The 20,392-nt window shown below is 70.0% G+C and carries 23 protein-coding genes; 12 read left to right on the top strand and 11 right to left on the bottom strand.

The features are described from left to right. The first annotated feature begins 472 nt into the window (after window positions 1–472). The 5 genes from ACWDS7_RS10820 to ACWDS7_RS10800 all read left to right on the top strand — a co-directional run bounded on the left by ACWDS7_RS10820 (window position 473) and on the right by ACWDS7_RS10800 (window position 3,951). Complete coding sequence (locus ACWDS7_RS10820) at window positions 473–835, top strand: hypothetical protein (protein WP_451929082.1); 363 nt, start codon at window positions 473–475, stop codon at window positions 833–835. A gap of 90 nt (window positions 836–925) precedes the next feature. Then, window positions 926–1,765, top strand: coding sequence for an alpha/beta fold hydrolase (locus ACWDS7_RS10815; protein WP_451929081.1), 840 nt, complete (start codon window positions 926–928; stop codon window positions 1,763–1,765). Between the two features lie 168 nt (window positions 1,766–1,933). Further along, complete coding sequence (locus ACWDS7_RS10810; RefSeq protein WP_451929080.1) at window positions 1,934–2,110, top strand: hypothetical protein; 177 nt, start codon at window positions 1,934–1,936, stop codon at window positions 2,108–2,110. Window positions 2,111–2,476: 366 nt separating this feature from the next. Then, a complete protein-coding gene (locus ACWDS7_RS10805; protein ID WP_451929079.1) occupies window positions 2,477–2,704 on the top strand; it encodes a pentapeptide repeat-containing protein in 228 nt (75 codons plus the stop codon). A 518-nt stretch (window positions 2,705–3,222) separates the two neighbouring features. Then, a complete protein-coding gene (locus ACWDS7_RS10800) occupies window positions 3,223–3,951 on the top strand; it encodes a glyoxalase (protein ID WP_451929078.1) in 729 nt (242 codons plus the stop codon). 39 nt (window positions 3,952–3,990) lie between these two features. On the opposite strand, the gene ACWDS7_RS10795 is transcribed toward ACWDS7_RS10800, so the two are convergent. The 7 genes from ACWDS7_RS10795 to ACWDS7_RS10765 form a co-directional block, all read right to left on the bottom strand. Next, window positions 3,991–4,266, bottom strand: a complete 276-nt coding sequence (locus tag ACWDS7_RS10795; RefSeq protein WP_451929077.1) for a hypothetical protein — start codon at window positions 4,264–4,266, stop codon at window positions 3,991–3,993. A gap of 59 nt (window positions 4,267–4,325) precedes the next feature. Further along, a complete protein-coding gene (locus ACWDS7_RS10790) occupies window positions 4,326–5,546 on the bottom strand; it encodes an alpha/beta fold hydrolase (protein ID WP_451929076.1) in 1,221 nt (406 codons plus the stop codon). 287 nt (window positions 5,547–5,833) lie between these two features. After that, window positions 5,834–6,484, bottom strand: coding sequence for a response regulator (locus tag ACWDS7_RS10785; protein WP_451929075.1), 651 nt, complete (start codon window positions 6,482–6,484; stop codon window positions 5,834–5,836). Window positions 6,485–6,489: 5 nt separating this feature from the next. Then, window positions 6,490–6,753 carry a hypothetical protein gene (locus ACWDS7_RS10780; RefSeq protein WP_451929074.1) on the bottom strand — a complete coding sequence of 88 codons (264 nt, stop codon included), beginning with the start codon at window positions 6,751–6,753 and terminating at the stop codon, window positions 6,490–6,492. Beyond that, window positions 6,750–7,478, bottom strand: coding sequence for a sensor histidine kinase (locus ACWDS7_RS10775; protein WP_451929073.1), 729 nt, complete (start codon window positions 7,476–7,478; stop codon window positions 6,750–6,752). Before ACWDS7_RS10775 ends, ACWDS7_RS10780 begins: the two co-directional genes overlap by 4 nt. A 185-nt stretch (window positions 7,479–7,663) precedes the next feature. Next, window positions 7,664–10,489, bottom strand: a complete 2,826-nt coding sequence (locus ACWDS7_RS10770) for a hypothetical protein (RefSeq protein ID WP_451929072.1) — start codon at window positions 10,487–10,489, stop codon at window positions 7,664–7,666. A 355-nt stretch (window positions 10,490–10,844) separates the two neighbouring features. Then, window positions 10,845–11,492, bottom strand: coding sequence for a winged helix-turn-helix transcriptional regulator (locus ACWDS7_RS10765; protein ID WP_451929071.1), 648 nt, complete (start codon window positions 11,490–11,492; stop codon window positions 10,845–10,847). A 112-nt stretch (window positions 11,493–11,604) separates the two neighbouring features. Here ACWDS7_RS10765 and ACWDS7_RS10760 point away from each other — a divergent pair, with 112 nt between their 5' ends. The 3 genes from ACWDS7_RS10760 to ACWDS7_RS10750 are packed head-to-tail and all read left to right on the top strand — an operon-like array spanning window position 11,605 to window position 13,281. Beyond that, a complete protein-coding gene (locus ACWDS7_RS10760) occupies window positions 11,605–12,159 on the top strand; it encodes a dihydrofolate reductase family protein (RefSeq protein WP_306872695.1) in 555 nt (184 codons plus the stop codon). 49 nt (window positions 12,160–12,208) lie between these two features. Continuing rightward, window positions 12,209–13,042 carry an alpha/beta fold hydrolase gene (locus tag ACWDS7_RS10755; RefSeq protein WP_451929070.1) on the top strand — a complete coding sequence of 278 codons (834 nt, stop codon included), beginning with the start codon at window positions 12,209–12,211 and terminating at the stop codon, window positions 13,040–13,042. A gap of 29 nt (window positions 13,043–13,071) precedes the next feature. Beyond that, complete coding sequence (locus tag ACWDS7_RS10750; RefSeq protein WP_451929069.1) at window positions 13,072–13,281, top strand: DUF4287 domain-containing protein; 210 nt, start codon at window positions 13,072–13,074, stop codon at window positions 13,279–13,281. Window positions 13,282–13,607: 326 nt separating this feature from the next. Here ACWDS7_RS10750 and ACWDS7_RS10745 read toward each other — a convergent pair whose 3' ends face one another. Next, window positions 13,608–14,252: a DedA family protein gene (locus tag ACWDS7_RS10745; protein WP_451929068.1), complete on the bottom strand. Its 645-nt coding sequence runs from the start codon at window positions 14,250–14,252 to the stop codon at window positions 13,608–13,610. Between ACWDS7_RS10745 and ACWDS7_RS10740 the strand changes: the two genes are divergently transcribed. The 4 genes from ACWDS7_RS10740 to ACWDS7_RS10725 all read left to right on the top strand — a co-directional run bounded on the left by ACWDS7_RS10740 (window position 14,251) and on the right by ACWDS7_RS10725 (window position 18,155). Continuing rightward, window positions 14,251–15,012 carry a Chromate resistance protein ChrB gene (locus tag ACWDS7_RS10740; protein ID WP_451929067.1) on the top strand — a complete coding sequence of 254 codons (762 nt, stop codon included), beginning with the start codon at window positions 14,251–14,253 and terminating at the stop codon, window positions 15,010–15,012. The genes ACWDS7_RS10745 and ACWDS7_RS10740 overlap by 2 nt on opposite strands. Next, window positions 15,009–16,247 carry an MFS transporter gene (locus ACWDS7_RS10735; protein ID WP_451929066.1) on the top strand — a complete coding sequence of 413 codons (1,239 nt, stop codon included), beginning with the start codon at window positions 15,009–15,011 and terminating at the stop codon, window positions 16,245–16,247. The genes ACWDS7_RS10740 and ACWDS7_RS10735 overlap by 4 nt, the downstream gene beginning before the upstream one ends. A gap of 187 nt (window positions 16,248–16,434) precedes the next feature. Then, window positions 16,435–16,695, top strand: coding sequence for a hypothetical protein (locus tag ACWDS7_RS10730; protein ID WP_451929065.1), 261 nt, complete (start codon window positions 16,435–16,437; stop codon window positions 16,693–16,695). Between the two features lie 335 nt (window positions 16,696–17,030). Continuing rightward, entirely contained in the window at window positions 17,031–18,155 is a 1,125-nt protein-coding gene (locus tag ACWDS7_RS10725) for a pentapeptide repeat-containing protein (RefSeq protein ID WP_451929064.1), read from the top strand. A 90-nt stretch (window positions 18,156–18,245) separates the two neighbouring features. Here ACWDS7_RS10725 and ACWDS7_RS10720 read toward each other — a convergent pair whose 3' ends face one another. From ACWDS7_RS10720 to ACWDS7_RS10710, 3 genes are all read right to left on the bottom strand, one after another. Beyond that, complete coding sequence (locus tag ACWDS7_RS10720) at window positions 18,246–18,893, bottom strand: TetR/AcrR family transcriptional regulator (RefSeq protein ID WP_451929063.1); 648 nt, start codon at window positions 18,891–18,893, stop codon at window positions 18,246–18,248. A gap of 273 nt (window positions 18,894–19,166) precedes the next feature. Next, window positions 19,167–19,859 (bottom strand): alpha/beta fold hydrolase, encoded by a 693-nt coding sequence (locus ACWDS7_RS10715; RefSeq protein WP_451929083.1) that lies wholly within the window; start codon window positions 19,857–19,859, stop codon window positions 19,167–19,169. After that, window positions 19,859–20,164 (bottom strand): alcohol dehydrogenase catalytic domain-containing protein, encoded by a 306-nt coding sequence (locus ACWDS7_RS10710; RefSeq protein ID WP_451929062.1) that lies wholly within the window; start codon window positions 20,162–20,164, stop codon window positions 19,859–19,861. Before ACWDS7_RS10710 ends, ACWDS7_RS10715 begins: the two co-directional genes overlap by 1 nt. Window positions 20,165–20,392 lie beyond the last annotated feature (228 nt).

The raw sequence follows: 20,392 nt of genomic DNA, 5'->3' as shown, positions 1-20,392 counted from the left end.
GCCCTGCTGCAGGAGTCGGCGGCCACCTGGGCCGTCGCCGTCTGCGACATCCCGGACGCGTGGGCGGCCGTGACCGGCAGGGCGATGGCCGCTGCAACCAGCAGGGGGGCGGTCATGATGCTGATACGACGAAAATTCAAGATCTTCCCTCCGCGGATACCACGATCAACTAGCAAGATCGTCCAGCAGTGGAGCCGGGGACGCCGCGACGATGCCAGCCCGCAGGCGCGGAGCCCTGAACGCTGAAAAGAGGCGACATCAACGGTGCCGGATCCGTTCCGGACCATGCACTGGGTCGTGAACAGAACGCTCCGCGCCCGGTGTGGCCGCCGGTCAGGAGAACTCGTGGCGGCCAGCCTGGATCAGGCCGGCCGCCTGCCTGGAGAGGTCCCTGACCGCCCACAACCCCCGCTGCACACACCATCCGGCGGCACTGACGCCAGTGAGGCTGCTTATCGGTCACGATGTCCAGATGTCGCTCTCACCGGTTCACCTACCAACTGCTCTCGTCGTGCGATACCGCGCATGCGATCGTGAGACCGTCGACTCCGCGCTCGTCGACACGCCACGTCATCTGGACGCGTTGACGGTTGACATCGGAGAGCGCGGGATCCTCACACCGCTTTCCCTTGGGTTCAACGAGGAGTTCGGGACGCTGGACGGCAACCACAGGATTGCCGTGGCTCTTCGACTCGGCCTGGAATCGGTCCCGGTCACATTGTTCAGACAACCGCTGACCCCTCGGCCTCTTCACGCGCAGCCCATGCTTCCCGAGGACCTGATCATCCTTCAGGACGTAGCGGGGTCGGCAATCCTCCTCGCCACGCACGACTAGAGCCTGTCTGATAGATGATCACGGTGGGTGCGGTTAGATGATCGTCCGTGGTGCGACGAGGTGAGCTGATCGGGAAGGTTCACCGGGTTCATGGACCTGGGGCGTACGAAGATCGGCGGCGATATCGACATGCCGCCGAGCGTGATTCCGCCTAAGGTCTGCTGGATGACGCTCTCTTATGACATGGCTGGCGATGGCCCCGTGCTGGTGCTGTTGCATTCCGGGGTGTGCGATCGGCGCATGTGGGATCCACAGTGGTCGGTCCTGCTCGATGCAGGATACCGGGTGGTCCGCTGCGATTTCCGTGGGTTCGGCGAGACCCCGGTGGCGGACCGCCCGTACGACAACGCCGAGGATGTCGTGGATCTGCTCGGGAGCCTCGGCATCGAACGGGCGGCGCTGGTGGGGTCCTCGTACGGCGGGCAGGTGGCCATGGAGGTGGCCGCCCGTCAGCCAGACATGGTCACGGCCCTGGTGCTGCTCTGTTCCGCTCTACCCGGGCACGTGCCCAGCGACGTGCTGCGATCCTTCGCCGAACGGGAGGAGGCGCTGATCGAAGCCGGTGACATCGCGGGGGCCGTTGATCTGAATGTGGAGAACTGGCTGGGCCCCGAGGCCGATGACACGGTTCGAGAGCGGGTCCGCCGGATGCAGCGACGCGCGTTCGATGTGCAGTTGGCCGCGGCGGAGGAGTTCGCACCGACCGAGGCGGAGGTGGATCTCTCGCTGATCAAGGCCCCGTGTTTGGTTCTGTCCGGTGGCCACGACCTGGCGGATTTCCAGGAGATCGCCGCCCGGCTACCGGAACGACTTGCCGATGCCCGTCACCGGGAGCTGCCCTGGGCGGGTCACTTGCCCAACCTGGAGCGGCCCGCCGAAGTGACGGACCTGCTGATCCGGTTCCTGCACGCAACAGTCCCGGCGCGCTGAGCAAACTCGATCTCAGCCGCGCCGGCCACGGGGACTGTGCCCGTGTCCTGGTCGCCGCGCATTCCCGGGAGCCGGTGACGGTCCCGGAGGCGAGTTCTTCCCACTGGAACGTGACGCCCAGGGCGTGCACGCGCACGCTCCCTGCGGCGGAACAGGAGAGGGAACGACATGAGCGACACCGTCACCCTGACCACTGGATCCGAGACCATCGTCATCCCGCTCGACGACGAGTGCCACAACCTCCCGGACGACACCGTGGTCACCGGCGTGCGCAACGAGACATCGGCCGGAGTGGTGCTCTGGAGCGGCCGAAACTGCCGGGACCAGTGGTGCCCCTGGCCGTAGTCCTGCCAGGCCAAAGCCAGAGCTTCGATCCGGGACTCAACGTGGGCTCGCTCGGCTTCACTCCTGCCGCCGCACTCCCCGCCAACCTCCGCCCCGAGTGACGGCCGGCCGCCGGCCTTCGGGGAGCTTGGCGGTAGCAGCCGCTGCCTGCGATGTTTCGGCGTCATACCGGACAGTGCGTCGGCTCTGTCCGAGCTGCCCGATAACGATCATGTAGCGTCCGGACGGATGTGGGCCGCGGGCGGCTGGAATGGAGGACATGCCGTTACTGCCGCGCCGTCCTTCCTCCCGAGTCGATGTGCCTGTTGTTAACGCCCCGCAGACCAGCGCTCCACCCTCCCGGCCGCACCGACCTTCTGGGAGGGGATGCGCCTGGACCTGACCGGTGCCACCCTCATCGACTTCGACCTGACCGACGGCCACGTCACCGACGCCGGGTTCACCAGGGCGGCCTTCACCAGGGGCGCCTGGTTCAACAAGGCGACCTTCACCGGGTACGCCAATTTCCACGAGGCGACCTTCACCGAAACCCCTCGGCTGGGTGGGGCTGTGGTGGTCGATCCTGCGGCCGCCCATGTGTGGCCGGACGGGTGACGGCTGGAGACGACAGCGGAGGGGACCGGCCGTCTGATCCGCGAGGAGACCGACCGCGACCCGGCCCAGGATGCCTGACCGGAGGTGGCGCGCCGGCGTTGCCCTTTGGCCATACACCGGATGGCCAAACACCGGACAGTGCACCGATTTCTGTTTGGTCATTCTCCGACGGCCCGTTTCAGCCGTATTCCCGTGACACCCCAACAGCTGTTCTTCGCGGTCTGTGAGGTGACGCGGTATCTGGCCGTGTGCCGGCCAACATGGCCAAAACGGTGGCCGGTGTCACCCGAGGTGGCCATGTGGAACGGTGGGCGGGCGGACCGCGGATACCTGACAGCAGCACCTCCAGGAACGCAATGCCGCAGGTCAAAAAAAGGGGTGGCCTGTTTCCGCCGCATTCCGGTGGTATGCCCTTTAGTTCGATATACCTCACGAATGCCTGACTCGCTGGAACGATCCATGTGCGAGGTTCGCCGCAGGGTGCAAGCATCGTCGGACGACCTGGGAGGTGGAATGACGTGAGTGAGATTTCGGTTCGGCCGAACGAGACGACGGTGCCGTTGATGCCGTGCGCGTCGGTCGAGGAGACCTTGGCGTTCTACGAGGCGCTGGGGTTCCAGGCGACCCACAAGCAGAGCAAGCCCTATGTCTACCTGGCGCTGCAGTGGAGCGGATTCCAACTGCACTTCGGTCCGGCGCCCAAGAGTCTGGATCCGGCCCGGGAGGAGTCCGGAGGGTGCCTGGTCATGGTCGACGCCGTGGCGCCGTACCACGCGGCGTTCGTCGCGGCGATGCGCCAGGTCTATGGCAAGGTGCTGAGTTCAGGCCTGCCGCGGATCACCCGCTACCGGCCAGGCGCGTCCCGGTTCACACTGATCGATCCGTCCGGGAACTCGATCATATTCATCCAGCGTGGCGAGCCTGCCGACGTGGAGTACGGCGGCTCGAAGAAGCTGACAGGTCTGGCCAAGGCGCTCGACAACGCCCGGATTCTGCGCGAGTTCAAGAATGACGACCTGCAGGCTTTCCGCGCGCTCAAGTCCGCGGTGCGCAGGCATGGCGCGGACGCCCCGGTGGTCGAGCGGGCCATCGCCCTGTGCCACCTCATTGACCTGGCCATGGTCCTCGGCGAGCCCACCGATCCATGGAGCGCCGATTTGCGCGGTCTGGAGCTCACCACCAGCGACAGGCAGCGCATCGAGTCAGAACTCGGGCATCTCACCGGACTTCAGGAGTGGCTTCCCTGAAAGGGGCCGTGCCCGTCAGGATCCTCGGTCTCCCCGCTGTCAGTTACCGGATTCCACGGTGGGCACCGCGCGGAGCGCCCACTGCCCGACCGGGTTCTGCCGCATGTGGTAGCTGGGCCGGCAGGTGGCGAACACCATCCGGTCCCAGTCCGACAGCCAGGGGGCGTCCGCGCCGGAGAACCACAGGCCGCCGGCGTTCATGCCGACGGGGACGCCGCGCTGGGCGGCCCACCCGTAGATGCGGCCGTCGCGGCGGTGGACGCCACCCGAGTCCGGCGGCGGTTCCTCCGAGGTGGTCCTGGGGCGGACCAGCATGGAGAGGCCTGCCGGAACTCAGGGGTTACTTCTCAGGTGGCGCCGTACCTGGGGGCGGGTCACCGCTTCGAGTTTGTCACCGGCTCCACCTTCACGGGCGGGATCGCGGCCAGGCATGCGGTGTCGCCGAGCTTGCCGTGGCGGATGAATCCGGAAGTGATCCCGGCCACGCAGCCGCTCGGGTCGTATTCGGCCACGTGCCCCATGTTGGGCACCTTGAGGAAGGTGGCGTCGCGGTACTGGCGGGCGGCCTGACGGGTGGCGTGTACGGAGGTTGTGGCGTCGAGGTCGGCGGCGACGCCGAGGACGGGCACGTCGGGGAAGTGCCCGGTCGAGGTGTAGGGCCGGTGGGCCGGCCACTTCAGGCAGGCGGAGGTCATGGTCGAGGCACCGTGGCCGAGCGGGCGGAAGGCGCCGAACTGACCGCGCGCCGCACGGAAGGCACGCTCGAACTGCCGCTCACGCTCGGTGGGCGACGCCTCGACCGACCAGGGACGGCGGTAGTCGTTGCAGGTCACGGCGGTGTGGAGGGCGGCGTCATCGTCGGACTGGAAGAAAAGCGCCGATGCGAGCTCCTTGAGCCGGGTGTAGTCGCCGCGGACCGAGGCGTGCAGGGCCTTGGGTAGCTTGCCGAGGGTCGGGACGATCCCCGGTTGGGCGCCGAGCATGGAGGAGGCACCACTGCCGGCCAGGATGGACAGCTCCGGCTCGCCGAAGGTGGTGTTCTTGCCGCCGGCGGTGAACGTAATGGGCTTGGCACGCAGGCGCTTCGCCGTCGTGGTCAGGTCTCGTACGGCGGCGGCGCCGTCGCAGGCGCGACTGCGCGCGCAGACCAGGCGGAGGTTGTCGGAGCCGGCCTGGCCGGTGTCGCGCCAGAGCGGGTCGTTGTTGAGCGGGATGCCTCCGGACAACACGATCGAGCGGACGGCGGCCGGGTATCGCTGGGCGTAGATGGACATGAGGTAGGTCCCGTAGGACAGGCCGTACAGCGAGACCTTCTCGATGCCGAGCGTGGTGCGCACGGCCTCGAAGTCGTCGGCGATGGCCGTGCTGGTGTACGCGGCGGCTTTGGGGCCGAGCTTCGCGGCGCAGGCGGCCACGGCGTCGACCGAGGAGCGTCCGTAGGGTTGGCTGGTGCCGCAGGTGATCGGGCCTGAGTGACCGGTACCGCGGGTGTCGATGAGCAACAGGTCGTGGTCGGAGATGAGAGGGGCGAGGACGGCGGTGAACTGCGCGGTCACACCGATCGTGCTCTGGCCGGGGCCACCGGGGTTCACCATCACGGTTCCGGCGGCGGGCTGGGCGTGGCGGCCCCGCCGTACCAGGGCGTATCCGACGGAGGTGGTGCCGAGTTCGGGGCGGCCGGACAGGAGCGGGCGCTCCCACGCTGCCGCACTCGACGGTGTGGCCGGGAACGGTGGGGCACCATTCGGGGGCGGCGGACAGCGGAGTGAGCAGGCCGAGGCCCATGGAGGAAGCGGCCAGCAGGCCAGTGACGGTCGGGAACGTGCTTTCAAGCTTGGAGAACGCCGGGGTGGCCGCACATCTGCCGATCGGGTCTTGCGTGTCAACGATCGGGCAGGATTCCGGCGTCGTGGGCGATGATCGCCGCCTGGACTCGATTGCCGCAGCCGAGCTTGGTGAGGATGCGGCTGACGTGGGTCTTGACCGTGCCCTCGCCCATGAACAGGTCTTTGGCGATCTCGGCGTTGGAGTGACCGGCGCCGACCAGCACGAGCACCTCGCGCTCCCGCTCGGACAGGACGGCGATGAGCTCGCCGGCCCGTCGGTTCTCGCGCTGGAGGTAGCGGTCGAGGATGCGGCGGGTGAGCTGTGGGGCGAGGATGGCGTGGCCGTCGGCGACGGTGCGCACGGCGTGGACGAGTTCTTGCGGGCCGGTGTCCTTGAGGAGGAAGCCCGCCGCGCCCGCTCGCAGCGCGCCGGCGAGGTTCTCCTCCTCGCCGGACGTGGTCAGCATGATGGACTTGACGGTTGGGACGGTGCGGGACAGTTCGGCGACGGCGGCCAGGCCGTCCATGCCGGGCATGCGGATGTCCAGCAGCGCCACGTCCACCTGGTGCTTCAGGGCGGCGGCGACGGCTTCCGCGCCGTCGGATGCCTCGGCCACGACCGCGATGTCGTCGGCGTGTTCCAGGATCAGACGGACACCGGTGCGCAGCAGGGCTTCGTCGTCGGAGAGCAGGACGCGGATAGGCATGCCGCTCATTCTCCCGGGCCCACGCGCACGTCATTCTCCAGGCCCACGCGCACGCTGATGAGCCGCTTGTCCACGATGCGCTCGCCGGCCAGGCAGTAGCGGACGATGCGGACCGGGTCGGCGGTGATGTCGTAGCCGGCGTAGAAGTACCAGCAGCGGGTGCCTTCGGGGCGGGGCGGCTCGTGGCCGGCGGCGGCCAGTTCGGCGATCGGCTCCGACGTCCCGACGGCGCGGCGCAGCGCGGTGTCGGCCATCCCGATGTCGATCATGGTTGCCCGTGACGGCAACGGCAGGTAGGCCAGGGCGGTGCCGAGGAGCACCGCCACCGCCGCTGTCCCGGCCGCGTGCGCCAGCGCGAGCCCGGCACGCGAGCTGCCGTGCGGCAGGGCGGTCGGCGTAGGTGGGGCGGGCTCACCGCCGATCCGGTGCAGGCGGCTCCGTCCCAGGGCAACCGGGCCAGGATCCGGAAGCCGCCTCCGGGCGGCTGACCGGCGGTGAACGTGCCGCCCAGCAGGCGTACCCGCTCCCCGAGCCCGGCCAGGCCGCTCCCCGACCCGCTGTCGGCCGTGCCGGGCGAGGGCCCGTTCTCCACGGCGAGGACCAGCTCGTGCGGCTCGTGCCGCACCTCCACCCGGCACGCCGCTCCAGGCGCGTGCCGATGGAGGTTGGTCAGCGCCTCGCGGACCAGCCGATGCGCGGCTATCCGTACCGCCCGGTGCTCCCGCACCAGTCGTGCGCGCTCGGCCAGCGGAGGAGCGGCGCTCAGCTCCAGCCCTCCGGCGTACAGGGAGATGAGGCCGAGCCGGTGGCCGATCAGGTCGTGCATCTCCTGGGCGATCCGGGAACGTTCGAGCAGTCGGGCCCGTGAGGCGGTCAGCTCGTGGGCGCGTTCCAGTACGTCGTTGCGCTCCCGCAGGGCGTGCACGAGTCGCTCGCGCTGGACCACGATGAGCCCCAGGAGCGCCGGCGCGGCCAGGCAGATCACCGATGGCATAGGCCCATTCAAGGGGCTGCCCGTGCCAGGTGGGTCGGGGGCCCGACGGACCAGGACCTCAGAGGCCACGGCTGATCATGCACGAGGTCGTAAGGCCGTGGCCGGAAACCTTTGTCGGGCCGGCACCACCCCCGACGCCTGGTGGCGTAACCGGTCAGACCCGGTGAACCTTTCCGATCACCGCACTATGGACAGATGGGCCGGCGCGGCTCGTCCTTCAGGTACAGGCTCCACTCGGCGTCGGTGAGAGTACGGCCCGCCGTCGCGCAGAGCAGCGCCACCGGGTCGGCCGCCGCCGCGGTCCCCCACAACCGCGCGGCGCCGTCCTCGCCCGCGGTCGCGAGGGTACGGCCGTCGGGGCTGAACACCACCCCCAGGGACGAGCCGCCGGAGCCGGTCATCGGCCGGCCGATCTGCCGGTACGCCTCGGGGTCCCAGAACCTGATCGTCCCGTCGACCCCGGTGCTGGCGAGCAGCTGTCCGTCCCGGCTGAACGCCACCCGCAACACCGTGCCCGTGTGCCCGGTGAGCGGTTGGCCCAGCGGCCGGCGCGTCCGCACGTCCCACAACCTGACCGTCCCGTCGACTCCGGCGCCGGCGAGGGTCCTGCCGTCGGGGCTGAAGGCCAGGTCGTACACCGGACCGGGGTGCCCGGTGAGCGGCGCCCCGATCCGCCGCCCGGTGGCGGCGTCCCAGAACCTGATCGTGGTGTCGAGGCCGCCGGTGGCGAGGGTCCTTCCGTCGGGGCTGAAGGTCACCGTCCAGATCGTGTCGGTGTGCCCGGTGAGCGGTTGGCCCAGCGGCCGGTGCGTCCGCACGTCCCACAGCCTGACCGTCCCGTCGGCGCCCGCGCTTGCCAGGACCCGCCCGCCGGAACCGAACGCCACGTCGTACACCGGGCCGGAGTGCCCGGTGAGCGGCGCCCCGATCCGCCGCCCGGTGGTGGCGTCCCAGAGCAGTACGGTCCGGTCCCCTCCGGCGCCGGCGAGCACACGGCCGTCCGGGCTGAACGCCACCCCCAGGACGGCGTCGGTGTGACCCGTGAGCGGCGCGGCGGTCTCCTCACGGGTGACGGGGTCCCACAGCCTGACCGTCTTGTCGTCCCCGGCGGTGGCGAGGGTCCTGCCGTCGGGGCTGAAGGTCAACGCCCTGATCGGGCCGGCATGACCGGTGAGGGGCCACCCGAGCTGGCGACGGACGGCGGGATTCCACAGCCTGATCATGCCGTCGTTACCCGCGCTGGCCAAGGTCCCGCCGTCGGGGCTGAACGCCATGGCCCTGGCCTGGTCGGTGTGGCCGGTGAGTGCCTCCCCGAGTTGCCGGTGGGTGGCCGGATCCCACAGCCTGACCGTGCCGTCGCCTCCCACGCTGGCCAGGGACCGGCCGTCGGGGCTGAATCTCACCTCCCAGATGACGTTGTCGGTGTGGCCGGTGAGGGCCTTCCCGAGTTGCCGGTGGGTGACTGGATCCCACAGCCTGACCGTGCCGTCGTCCCCCGCGCTGGCCAGCGTCTTCCCATCGGGACTGAACGCCACCCGCAGCACCGTCTCGGTGTGCCCGGAGAGCGGGCGGCCGAGCCGGCGGCGGGTGACCGCGTCCCACAGCCAGACGACCTTGTCGTTGCCTCCCGTCGCGAGGGTGCGGCCGTCGGGGCCGAACGCCACGTCGTACACCGGACCGGGGTTGCCGAGCGGACGCCCGAGCCCGCGGCGGGTGGCGGGGTCCCACAACCTGACGGAACCGTCGACCCCGGCGCTGGCGAGCGTCCGCCCGTCGGGGCTGAACGCCACCCCGTAGACCGCGCCGCTGTGGCCGGTGAGGGGCTGCCCGAGCTGCCGACGGGTGACGGGATCCCACAACCTGACCGTGCCGTCCTCCCCCGTCGTGGCGAGGGACCGGCCGTCGGGGCTGAACGCCACGTCCTGGGCCGGGCCGCTGTGGCCGGTGAGGGGCTGCCCGAGCTGCCGACGGGTGACGGGATCCCACAACCTGACCGTGCCGTCCTCCCCCGTCGTGGCGAGGGACCGGCCGTCAGGACTGAACGCGGCTCCGTTGAGCTTCCCGCTGTGGCCGGGGAAACCGCCCACCGAGGGGTTGGCGAGCGCGTTCAGCAGACCGGCGTGGGCGTCCGGTGTCTGCGTGATCCGCCACCCGGCCACGGCGAGCAGCCGGGACAGGACGGGGTCGGTGTCGTCGAGGTTCTCGCTCCGCGCCGCCAGTTGGCGTGACAGGGCGTCCTGGCGCCTGACCTCCGCCAGGTCACGCTGCTGGACCGCGATCAGGCCCGCCACGACGGACAGGACGAGCAGCACCGCCATCGCCAGCACCGAGCCGGTGATCACCTGGACCCTCCGGCGCTGCGCCCGGACGTCCTCGCCTTCGAGCTCGTCCTTGGCGAGGCCGTGCATGGGCGCGGCCAGTTCCGCGATCGCGCCGCGGAAGGACGCGTTCCGCAGGGTCAGATGGACGTCCTCGTGCGCCCATCTCATGTCCAGGTAGCGGGGTTCGACGCCGAAGACGCCGTGCAGCGCCGGATGGACGGCGGTGGAGGCCGCGCGGTCGAAGTCGCCGGCCGCCTCGTCCCAGACGCAGCCCCCGTCGGTCACCACGATCATGATCGTCTGTGGCCTCTTGACCTCGATCCACCGGCCGATCTCCTTGCCGACCCACCTGGACCGGGCGGACTCCGGTGAAGCCAGGAGGACGAACCAGGCGGACCTGTCGAGGTTGGAGCGGATGCTGGGCCACAGCTCCGCGGTGACTGCCAGGCCGGTCGTGTCCCGGAAGACCTCCAGCGCCCGCCGGCGATGCCAGGGCCTGGCCAGCTGCTGCAGCCCCCGCTGGATGGCGGGGGCGAACGCTCCCCGGGCGCTCCGCGAATAGGAGATGAAGGCCGCGTACCGCTTACCGGCGACGGCGAGGGGCTCGGCGGCCACGTGCCGCTCACCGGCCACGGCCTCGGCGTTCGCGCCCGCCGGGGTGAGATCGTCCCGTCCGGCCAGAACCGTCACCTCCAGCGCGCTCTCCGGCGTCCTCCCGCCCCCTCCCCCGGAACCTCCGTGCCGGGAAGGCCACACTCAATGGGGTCATCGGTCGCCGGCTCCGACTCGTTTCCAGCCGGCGAGGTCGCGGGCCGGCCCCGTGACGGACCAGTGAGCCGAGCGCCTCCGGCGGACGCGCGCCACCTCTCGGGGTCCCAGGAGCAATGCGGCCGACCTGCATCGACTCGCTCAATCAAGATCGCGTTTGTGGGTTTTGGGCTTACCTTGGCCGCGCCCCGGGTGGAGCCGGTCGGAGGGCGCGCCCCAGGTGGAACCGGTAGGAGGGCAGGTGCGGCAGACCGGCGGCGTCCCGCCGGATGGCTGGTCAGAAGCGAAACGCCTGGACGAACCGGTGGAGAAGCGCGGGATCGCCCTCCACCCGCACGCTGCCGTCGGTGAGTGCTTGGTCGGGGGTCTTGGCACCGGTCATCAGCGCGTGGATCCCCTGGTCGTTCAGCCTTTCGATGATGAGGTCCGGGGCCGGGTGCGGACCGATGCCGACCGTCAGGGCTCCGACGGTGATCTGCAGGCGGAGGGTGAACTCGCCCATGCGCACCTCATAGCCGACGGTGGTGTCCCGGGCCGCCTCCGGGCGGTAGGTGGTGCGGAAGGCCATGGCCACCGATTCGGCGGTGATGGCCTCGCCGGGGCGGGGCTCGGTCATCGTGCGGGCGCCCCAGCGGCCGAGCGCGATCAGCGCCGGTTCCAGATCGCGTCCGTAGTCGGTGAGCTCATAGACGACCGCGCGCTCGGGGTGGGGCAGCGCGCGGCGGGAGGCCAGGCCCGCCTCCTCGAGTCGTTTGAGGCGGGTCGACAGGATGTTGGTCGGGATGGCGGGCAAGCCCTTGCGCAGGTCGCCGTAGCGCTGGGGCCCCGACAGCAGGTTGCGGACGATCAGCAGCATCCAGCGTTCGCCGACCATCTCCAACGCGCGGGCCAGGCCGCAGAACTGTCCGTACTCACGAGCCGTCATGCTGCACATCCTATAGCGAACTTCAGTTGACAAAGCATGCTTGTAAAAGACAAGCTTGCTGCTCGTTCGGCCACCCGGCCGGTTCACCTGGTGATGTGTGAGGAGTGATCGCATGACTGACGGCCTTACGGCGCGGAAGATCGCGGCTGGGCTGTTCATCTCGCTGGACGGCGTGGTGGAGGCGCCGGAGAGGTGGCACTTCCCGTACCTGAGCGAGGAGATGGGTGCGGTGGTCGGTCAGATGTACGCCGAGGCCGACACGCTGCTGCTGGGCCGGGTCACCTACGAGGCGTTCGCCGCGGTGTGGCCGCACCAGACCGGTGAGATGGCCGACGCGATCAACGGCATCGGCAAGGTCGTGGCCTCCACGACCCTGACCCAGGTCACCTGGGACAACTCCACCCTGATCGAGGGCGACCTGGTCGCGGCGGTGAAGGAGCTCAAGGAGCAGCCCGGCGGCACGATCGCGCTGTCGGGCAGCGTCAGCCTGGTCCGCACCCTGCTGGCGGCCGGTCTGCTGGACGAGCTGCGGCTGCTGGTCCACCCGCTGGTGGTCGGCGCCGGCATGCGCCTGTTCCCCGAGGACACCCCACCGGTCCCGCTGGAGCTGGCCCGGTCGGCCACCTTCGCCAACGGCGTCCTCGACCTGACCTACCAGCCCGCCTGACTCACCCCCTCTCTGATCCACCCCCACCGGACGAGAACGGAACACCCTCATGAACGATGTCCAGACCGAGATGCTCCAGGTGCCCGGTGCGCGTCTGCACTACGAGGTCCGGGGATCCGGGCCGCTGCTGCTGATGATCCCCGGCGCGCCCGCCGACGCCGGAGCGCTGGCCGCCCTGGCGGCCGTGCTGGCCGACCGCTACACCGTGGTCACCTACGACCAGCGCGGTCTGTCTCGCAGCCCGTTGACCGGACCGCCCGCCGACCAGGACGTCACGGTGTTCAGCGCCGACGCCTCCCGACTGCTGGCCGCCCTGACCGCCGAACCCGCCTACGTGCTGGGCAACAGCGGCGGCGCGCTCACCGCCCTGGACCTGGCCACCCGCCATCCCGAACAGGTCCGCGCCCTGATCGTCCACGAGCCGCCGCTCCCCGAGCTGCTGCCCGACCGCGACCACTGGCGAGCCGCCTTCCAGGACGTGCACGACACCTACCGCGAACACGGCGCCGGCGCGGCGATGGGTAAGTTCATCACCACCGTCGACGGGGAGAACGCCACCCCTCCCCCGATGCCCGACCCCTCCCAGATGCCGCCCGAGGCGCTGGAGATGATGGGCCGCATCCAGGGCAACCTGGACCACTTCCTGTCCCACATCCTGCTGCCCGTACTGCGCTTCACCCCTGACGTCGCCGCGCTGCGCTCCGGCTCTGTCCCGATCGCCGTCGGCGTCGGGACCGCCTCCGGCGACGGAGTCCCCGCCCTGTCGGCCCGGGTGCTGGCCGACCGGCTCGACACCGCGCCGTTGGTCTTCCCGGGCGACCACCAGGGCCTGGCGACCGATGCCACCACCAGCGCCGACATCATCCACGCCACCCTGGCCTGACCACCACCGACGGAACAGGACCGCAGAACATGGCCACACCGGTCAAGGGCAACCCCGCCGGCTACTTCCCCTCGATCGAGACCAAGTACGGCCGCCCCGTCCAGGAGTGGATCGACCTCATCAATGCCTCACCCCTGACCAAGCACATGGAACTCGTCGGCCGGCTCAAGACCGAGCACGGCCTGGGTCACGGCCACGCCAACGCCCTGGTCGCCCACACCCTCGCCAGCAGGAACTAGCCCAGATCGGCCCCGTCCCGTGAACACCGGGCCGGCTCTCACGGGACGGGGTTGGGCAGCCATCGCGCGACAGCATCCGGATCACCTCACAGGCGCGGGCCGCGCCGGTGCGGATCGACCCGATGGTCCGCGGGATGTCCTCCCGGTGCCGCTCGATGCGCCCCAGGTCGATGCGGCCGAGGAACGCCGAGGAACACGGTGCGGCTGGTGAGGCCCTCGCCTCGCACGCCGGCCAGGCGGGCCTTCTTGGCCTGGCGCAGCCGGGCGAGGCCGGTACGTTTACCGTCCGGCGGCGCCTGATCGCCGTGGGCGGGTCGCCGTCAGGGCTACCGGGGGTCGTGGCGGGCATGTCGTCGTCGGCGGACGAGGTGGAGGCCCGCGTAGGCGCCGACGAGCAGGGCGAGTGCCGTGATGGCGTACCACTGGTAGTGGCGCAGGTCGTCTTCGATGGTGACCAGGTGGCGGCCGGCGTAGGAGCCGAGGATTGTCCACAGGGCGACCCAGAGGGCGGCGCCGAGGGCGTTGTAGGTGAGGAAGCGGCGCCAGGGCATGCCAGTGGTGCCGGCGATGACGCCGTTGAGCTGGCGCAGACCTTCGATGAACCGCGCCCCAATGATGATCTTGGTGCCGTGGCGGGCGACGAACCGTTCGGCTCGCGCGAAGCGGGCGGGGGTCAACAGCAGGTAGCGGCCGTAGCGGGTGACCAGGCGGCGGCCGCCGGCACGGCCGATGCCATAGCCGATGTTGTCGCCGATCACCGCGGCGAAGAACGCCACGGCGGCGACGGCCACGATGTTGAGGTGGCCCTGGCCGGCGTAGGCCGCGCCGGCGATGAGCACGGTCTCGCCGGGCACCGGGACGCCGAAGTTCTCCAGCAACACCAGCATCGCGATGGTGAGATAGCCGGATCCACCGCTCAGTCCCCACAGCCGCGCAAGCACGGGCAGGACAGCGGACAGCGGCGCGATCATGATGTACCGCTGTTGGCCGGCGGGTGAGGGGCGGCCGTCATCCTCACCCCGCTCGGCACCGGAGTGCTCACCGCCTGACAGGCCCGGTTGGGCTCGGAGACTCACACCGTTGCGTCCCTGCCGCCGCTGTCGCCTTCGTCGCATCTCCAGCCCTCCCCCTCACCAGCTGGATGTAATCCATGTTACATTCCCCAGTGTGACAGTAAAGGCAGATGTTGGCTGGCTGATCCTGGTGATCAAACTGCCCGCGGAGCCATCGCGGCACCGAGTGGCAGCCTGGCGGGAGTTGCGCAAGATCGGCGCGGTGTCGCTCGGCCAGGGCGTATGGACGGTACCGGACGTGCCGGTCTTCGCCCACGGTCTGGCACGCGTGCGGGAACTCACCGAACAGGCCAAAGGCCAGGCCATCACCATGCGCGCATCCGGCCATGGTCCCGAGGACGCCACCCGCCTGCAGGCACTGTTCACCGCCGCGCGCTCCGCGGACTGGACCGAGTTCCTGGCCGACTGCGGCAAGTTCGACCAGGAACTGGCCAAGGAGATCCGCAACGCCAAGTTCACGCTGGCCGAACTGGAAGAAGAGGAGCAGAGCCTGGAGCGGCTGCGCCGCTGGCACCGGGACCTGACGGCCCGGGACGTGTTCGGGGCACCCGAGGCGGCCGAGGCCGCCGAGCGACTCAAGCAGTGCGTCGCGGCCTGCGAGGACTACGCGGAAAAGGTGTTCAGCGCCCTGCACCAGACATCACCGGAGAATCCATGAACTCGGCGGATGCTCCCCGGGCGGCGCCACGTCGGCAGATGTGGCCGCTGTACGCGGCCGGGTTCACCACCGCCTTCGGCGCGCACGGCATCGCCGCCAACCTCGGCGGCTTCTCCGAGGACGCGGTCACCTCGCTGCTGGTGCTGGGCGGCCTGCTGGCCCTGTACGACGGGGCCGAGGTGCTGCTCAAGCCGCTGTTCGGCACACTCGCCGACCGCATCGGAGCCCGCCCGGTGCTGCTGGGCGGGCTCATCGCCTTCGCCGCCGCCTCGGCGGCCTACGCCATCGCCGACAGCCCCGGCTGGCTGTGGGCGGCCCGCCTGGGACAGGGCGCCGCGGCCTCCGCCTTCTCCCCCTCGGCCTCCGCACTGGTCGCCCGCCTCAACCCGGCGGCCAAGCACGGCCGCGCCTTCGGCTCCTACGGCTTTCACAAGTCCATCGGCTACACCCTCGGCCCGCTGCTCGGCGGCGTGCTGGTGTGGGCCGGAGGAATGCGGCTGCTGTTCGCGGTACTGGCGGTGCTCGGCGTGGCGGTCGCCGCCTGGGCCCTGCTCGCCGTCCCGGCCGTACCCCCGCTGCCCAAGACCCGGCAGACGGTGCTCGATCTGGCCAGACGCCTCGCCGATCCGGCCTTCCTCGGCCCGACCGCGGCACTGGCCGCGGCGACCGCCGCACTGTCGGTCGGCGTGGGCTTCCTGCCCGTCACCGGCGCCGCGGCCGGCCTGGGCACCATCGCCACCGGAGCGGCGGTGTCGGTGCTCGCCGCCTGCGCCGCCCTCGTCCAGCCCAGAACCGGACGCGCCCTCGACGAGGGACGTATCACCGCACGCGGCGGCATCACCGCAGGACTGCTGCTCACCGCCGCGGGCCTGGGCTGCGCCATGGTGCCCGGCCTGCCCGGCCTGCTGTCCGGCGCCGCTCTGATCGGCGCCGGAACCGGCCTGATCACTCCCTTGGGGTTCGCCGCCCTGGCCGCCTCCACCCCCACCGAACGCCTCGGCCAGACCATGGGCGCCGCCGAACTGGGACGCGAACTCGGCGACGCGGGCGGCCCGCTCCTGGTCGCCGCCATCGCCACAATGACCAGCCTCACCTACGGTTACGCCGCGCTCGCCCTCCTGCTCGCCATCGGCCCCGTGCTCATCATCACGATGCTCCGCCGCACCAACACCGCACTGAACAACGCGCCAACCCCCTCCCGTCCGTTGCCCACCGACACGGAGAAGACGACCTGAGCGGTACCCCCGCGCCGAGCGACTCACCCTGTCGAAGCAGATCTCACCGCCCGCTGCATGAGCTGCCATCAAGGGCTCTGACCAGCCCTGTTAACTAACCCTTTCGGCTTACTCCGTCTGTTCCCTCAACGGAGCGACGGGGGACTGGGGTGGGCTACGGCCCTCACGTCCCTCCTCGCTGCGGGTGATGCCCCTCGGACTGCAGAACGACGCGCACCCGACGGACGCGGGCTACGCCAAGATGGCCGACGCCTGGTACAGCGCCATATCGGCGGCGGACGCCAAGGGCTGGATTCAGACCCCGCTGCCGAGTCGATCGATGCGGCCTCTGTCGGCGCTGCCGTTCCGCGAGGTCGGTCACCCGGGCCGTGCCGAGGTCGCGCACCACCTGCAGGATCCGGGGGCTGAGGAACATCGGAACCGAATCATGCGGTTGTACGCTGCGTGATCGCTCGCACGGCGAACCGAGATCGTTATCGCAGGTGACCATGCGGAGTCAGCCATCCCCGAAGGTCTCCCGTCCATGCTCCGCAGGGAGTGCGAGGCCAGAAGCCGCAGACACTCACCCACTGTCTGCGACAGCTGCCCATGATCATTCCTACCGCTGATTCCTGCGCTCAGACTTCTCGCGGGCCGACGCGTTTCTTAACGGCACCCCAACCATGTGGTCCGGTGAGCCACGTGGATCTAGATTGAACGCGTTGACTCCACGAGATAGTTGACTCCACGAGACAGTGGAGCCTCGACCGATGCAACCCTCCTAGCCCGACCCTCGGTGAGGCCATGACGCGCATCGAAGACCGCACGCCCCCGCTCCCCCGCCACCCCATCCGAACGGACAAGATCGCCCGCGTCGGCGCGTCCTGGCGCCAGCGGCTCTCGGCTCCCTTCATCGTCACCGCACTCCTGGGCATGGCCGCCTTGGCCTGTGCCATCCTGCTCCCCCGTCACCTGCTCGCCTGGGACCTGGGATCCGCGCAACCGCCGGCCGACTACGCGGCCGCCGTGAACAACATCCGTACAGCCCTGCTCCAGGGAGTAGGCGGCCTGGTGCTTCTGATGGGCGCCTACCTCACCTGGCGCCAGCTCCAGCTCAGCCGCCACGGCCAGGCCACCGAATCGTTCGCCGCCGCGATCGCCCACCTGGGCGATTCCAGCGTGGACGTCCGACTCGGCGGCATCTACGCCCTGGAACGCATCGCCCACTCCTCCGCAGCTGACCGCCGCACCATCGGCGAGATCCTCACCGCATTCATCGGCACCCGCACCCGCCACCCTCACAGAAACGCCCAGGACGCCCAGCACACGGCCGCGACCCCCGACGATTCGGTCAACCTCTCCCTCCGAGCTCCGGACCTCCACGCGGCACTCACCGTTCTCGGCCGCCGCCAATCAGTGAGAGGCCAGGTGCTTGGTCTGGACCGGGTGGTCCTGCCCAAGGCCAACCTCGCCTCCGCCCGGCTCCAGGATGTGGATCTCCATTTCAGCGATCTCACCGAATCCTCCCTCGTCGGAGCCGATCTGACCCGTGCAGATCTGACTGGAGTACGGCTGGCCGGGGCGGTCCTCCCCGACGCGGTCCTCTACCAGGCCGATTTACGTGACGCCGTCCTGACCGGCATCATCGCCGAGGGCATCGACCTGCGCGCCACCGATCTGAGCAAAGCTGACCTGCGTAACGCCAACCTGCGTGGCGCCCGCCTCGATTACAGCGATCTCCGCGGAGCCACTCTGAGCGGAGCCGTGCTGACCGGCGCCTCCCTGAAACGGGTGGTTTTCGACGAGAGCACCGTCTGGCCTGACGGTTTCGAACCCTCCTTGATCGGACCAGCCCGGCCGCGACCACTCCCACCCGTCCGTCCCCGGACCTACGACGAATTCGCAGTCAGGGACAGGCCGGCTGAGTGAATGCGCGAGTCCACCGAGGCGGTCGTAGGGCGGAACGGCTGACCGAGGAGGGACGGCGGCTCACGGAGCTGGAGCTGGAGGACCGCGCGGTCAGACGGCACCCCGCTGCTCGTTGTGCGCGCAGCCTGGAGCAGAACGGTGAGCGACGCCGGCGAGCACCAGGTCGAGTTCGGCCAGCGAGTCCTCCAACGCGGCCCGCTGATCCGAGGCCCGTGCGATGTCCAGGGCGCTCTCGCAGATCCCCCCGTACAGCAGCGAGGTGGCGGGGTCCAACGGCCGATCGGGGATGCACCCGGCCTCGATCGCGATGGCCAGCCCGCGCCGCATCTGCTCCTTGCATCCGGCCTGGATGTCTCGCATGGCAGACCAGCCGAGCGCGCCCGGCGCCTCGACCAGCGTGATCTGGCGTACGGCGGGTTCGAGGGATGCCTCCAGCAGGCGCCGGCAGCCCGCCGACATCCCGTCCCACGGATCCGGCTGGGCCTGGAACGCCTGCCGGACGATCAATGCGAGGTCCTTCTGGTCGGCGGCGTAGACCTCGCGGAAGATGTGCTCCTTGTTACTGAAGTGATGGTAGAAAGCGCCACGTGTCACGCCGGCCCTGGCACAGATCGCGTCCACCGCGGTGGCGGAGAAACCATCGGCGATGAACAGCTCGCGCGCCGCCGCCACCAGCGCGCCCATGGTCGCCTTGGTGCGCTCGTGCTGGCTCCGGCGCACACTCGTGTTCCCTGCCACCCGCGTATCTCCTCCTGTTCTACGCCCAAGGATAGAAGGACATGCGCGGCGGACGTGTTTCCCAGCCGTCACGGGCCCTGCACGTGAGGCAGCGACGGGACCTGGCCCGCGATCAGGCGCCCATCGGCGAGCCGGTCCAAGGCGGCGGGTCGACGCGCGACAAGATCGGATGCCGGAGCGGAGGCGGCAGTGTCGCGGTGCCGAGCGTGAGCCGGGCCGGCAGCAGGTGGCCGATCCTCACTTCGGTGGCGGACCGCATGGCCTGCGCCCGGCTCAGGACGTGTACGCGTGCTGCAGCAGGATGTCCGCCAGCACCTGCGGTGCGGTGACCATGGCGTCGTGGCCGACGTCCAGGACGGTCGCCGCCCAGCCGTTCTCGTCCGCCAGCCGCGCGAACGGCATGGGGCCGCCGGGTGTGCAGAGCACCGCTCGGCACGCGATCGCGTCGACGGCCCCGGACAGCCGGGCCGGCTCGGAGAACGTTCGCCGGGGGTGGGCCGTCAGCCGGGGCTCCAGCCATGCCACCTGATCCGGTTCCGTCACGCCGACGGCGGCCGCCGGGGAGGGCGGGATCATGCCGTCCACGGTGACCGACTCGATCCAGTCGAGGAAGAACGCGGGAGCCAGATCGTCCAGCGACTCCCCGTCCCGGCCCGCCCAGGCGTCGACCATGACGATCTGGGAGACGCGTTCCGGCACACGGTCGGCGGCCTCGCGCACGACCAAGCCGGCGTAACTGTGCCCGACGAGCACGACATCCCGCAGATCCTCATACCTCAGCAGGCCCAGCAGGTCGTCCACGTGCGTCCGCAGGCCGATCTCGGGGCCGGCCAGGTGGGCCCGCTCGCCGAGACCGGTCAGCGTCGGAGTGTGGACCTCATGGCCGGCCTCTCGCAACCGCGCGGACACGTGCCGCCAGCACCAGCCGCCGTGCCAGGCCCCATGAACCAGCACGTACGTGGTCATCACGCCACCGCCTTCGCCTGCTTGCGCCAGACCGCGAGCCGCGCCGCGACGAGATATTCGAGCTCCACCCCGTAATCGGGAAAGGTGCGCAGGAACGCGGCGGTCTGGACGTCCCAGCCGTTGATGAACGGCAGGTCGAGCACCCGGTTGTACGCCTGCCCCCGGCGCGTGAAGACGTCCACCGGATTGACCGCGGCCGCCATGACCCTGACCAGCACCTCGCCGAACACCGGCGCAGGCTCCTCCACCTCGACCAACGCCATGGTCTCGGCCTCTCCCCACGCCGACTGCTGTATCGCCCGCATGACCGCCCCTTCTTCAGGTGATGGTGACGCCGACGACAATACATACATGCATCATGTATGTAAATGCGGAGAGGGCGACCCGAGAGCGCCTGGGTCGCGAGAATCCATCGGATCCAGCGAGAGACGACGATCCGCGACGACGGCCTCTCTCGGCGACGACACCCCCAGCCGTACGGCCCTCCGGTGAGGTCGTGCAGTTTTCCCGGCTCAGCGGCTCAAAGATCGATC

This window comes from Streptosporangium sp. NPDC003464 (assembly GCF_053588315.1).
The sequence above is the reverse complement of the archived record's forward strand: the minus strand, read 5'-3'. Positions and strand labels throughout refer to the sequence as shown.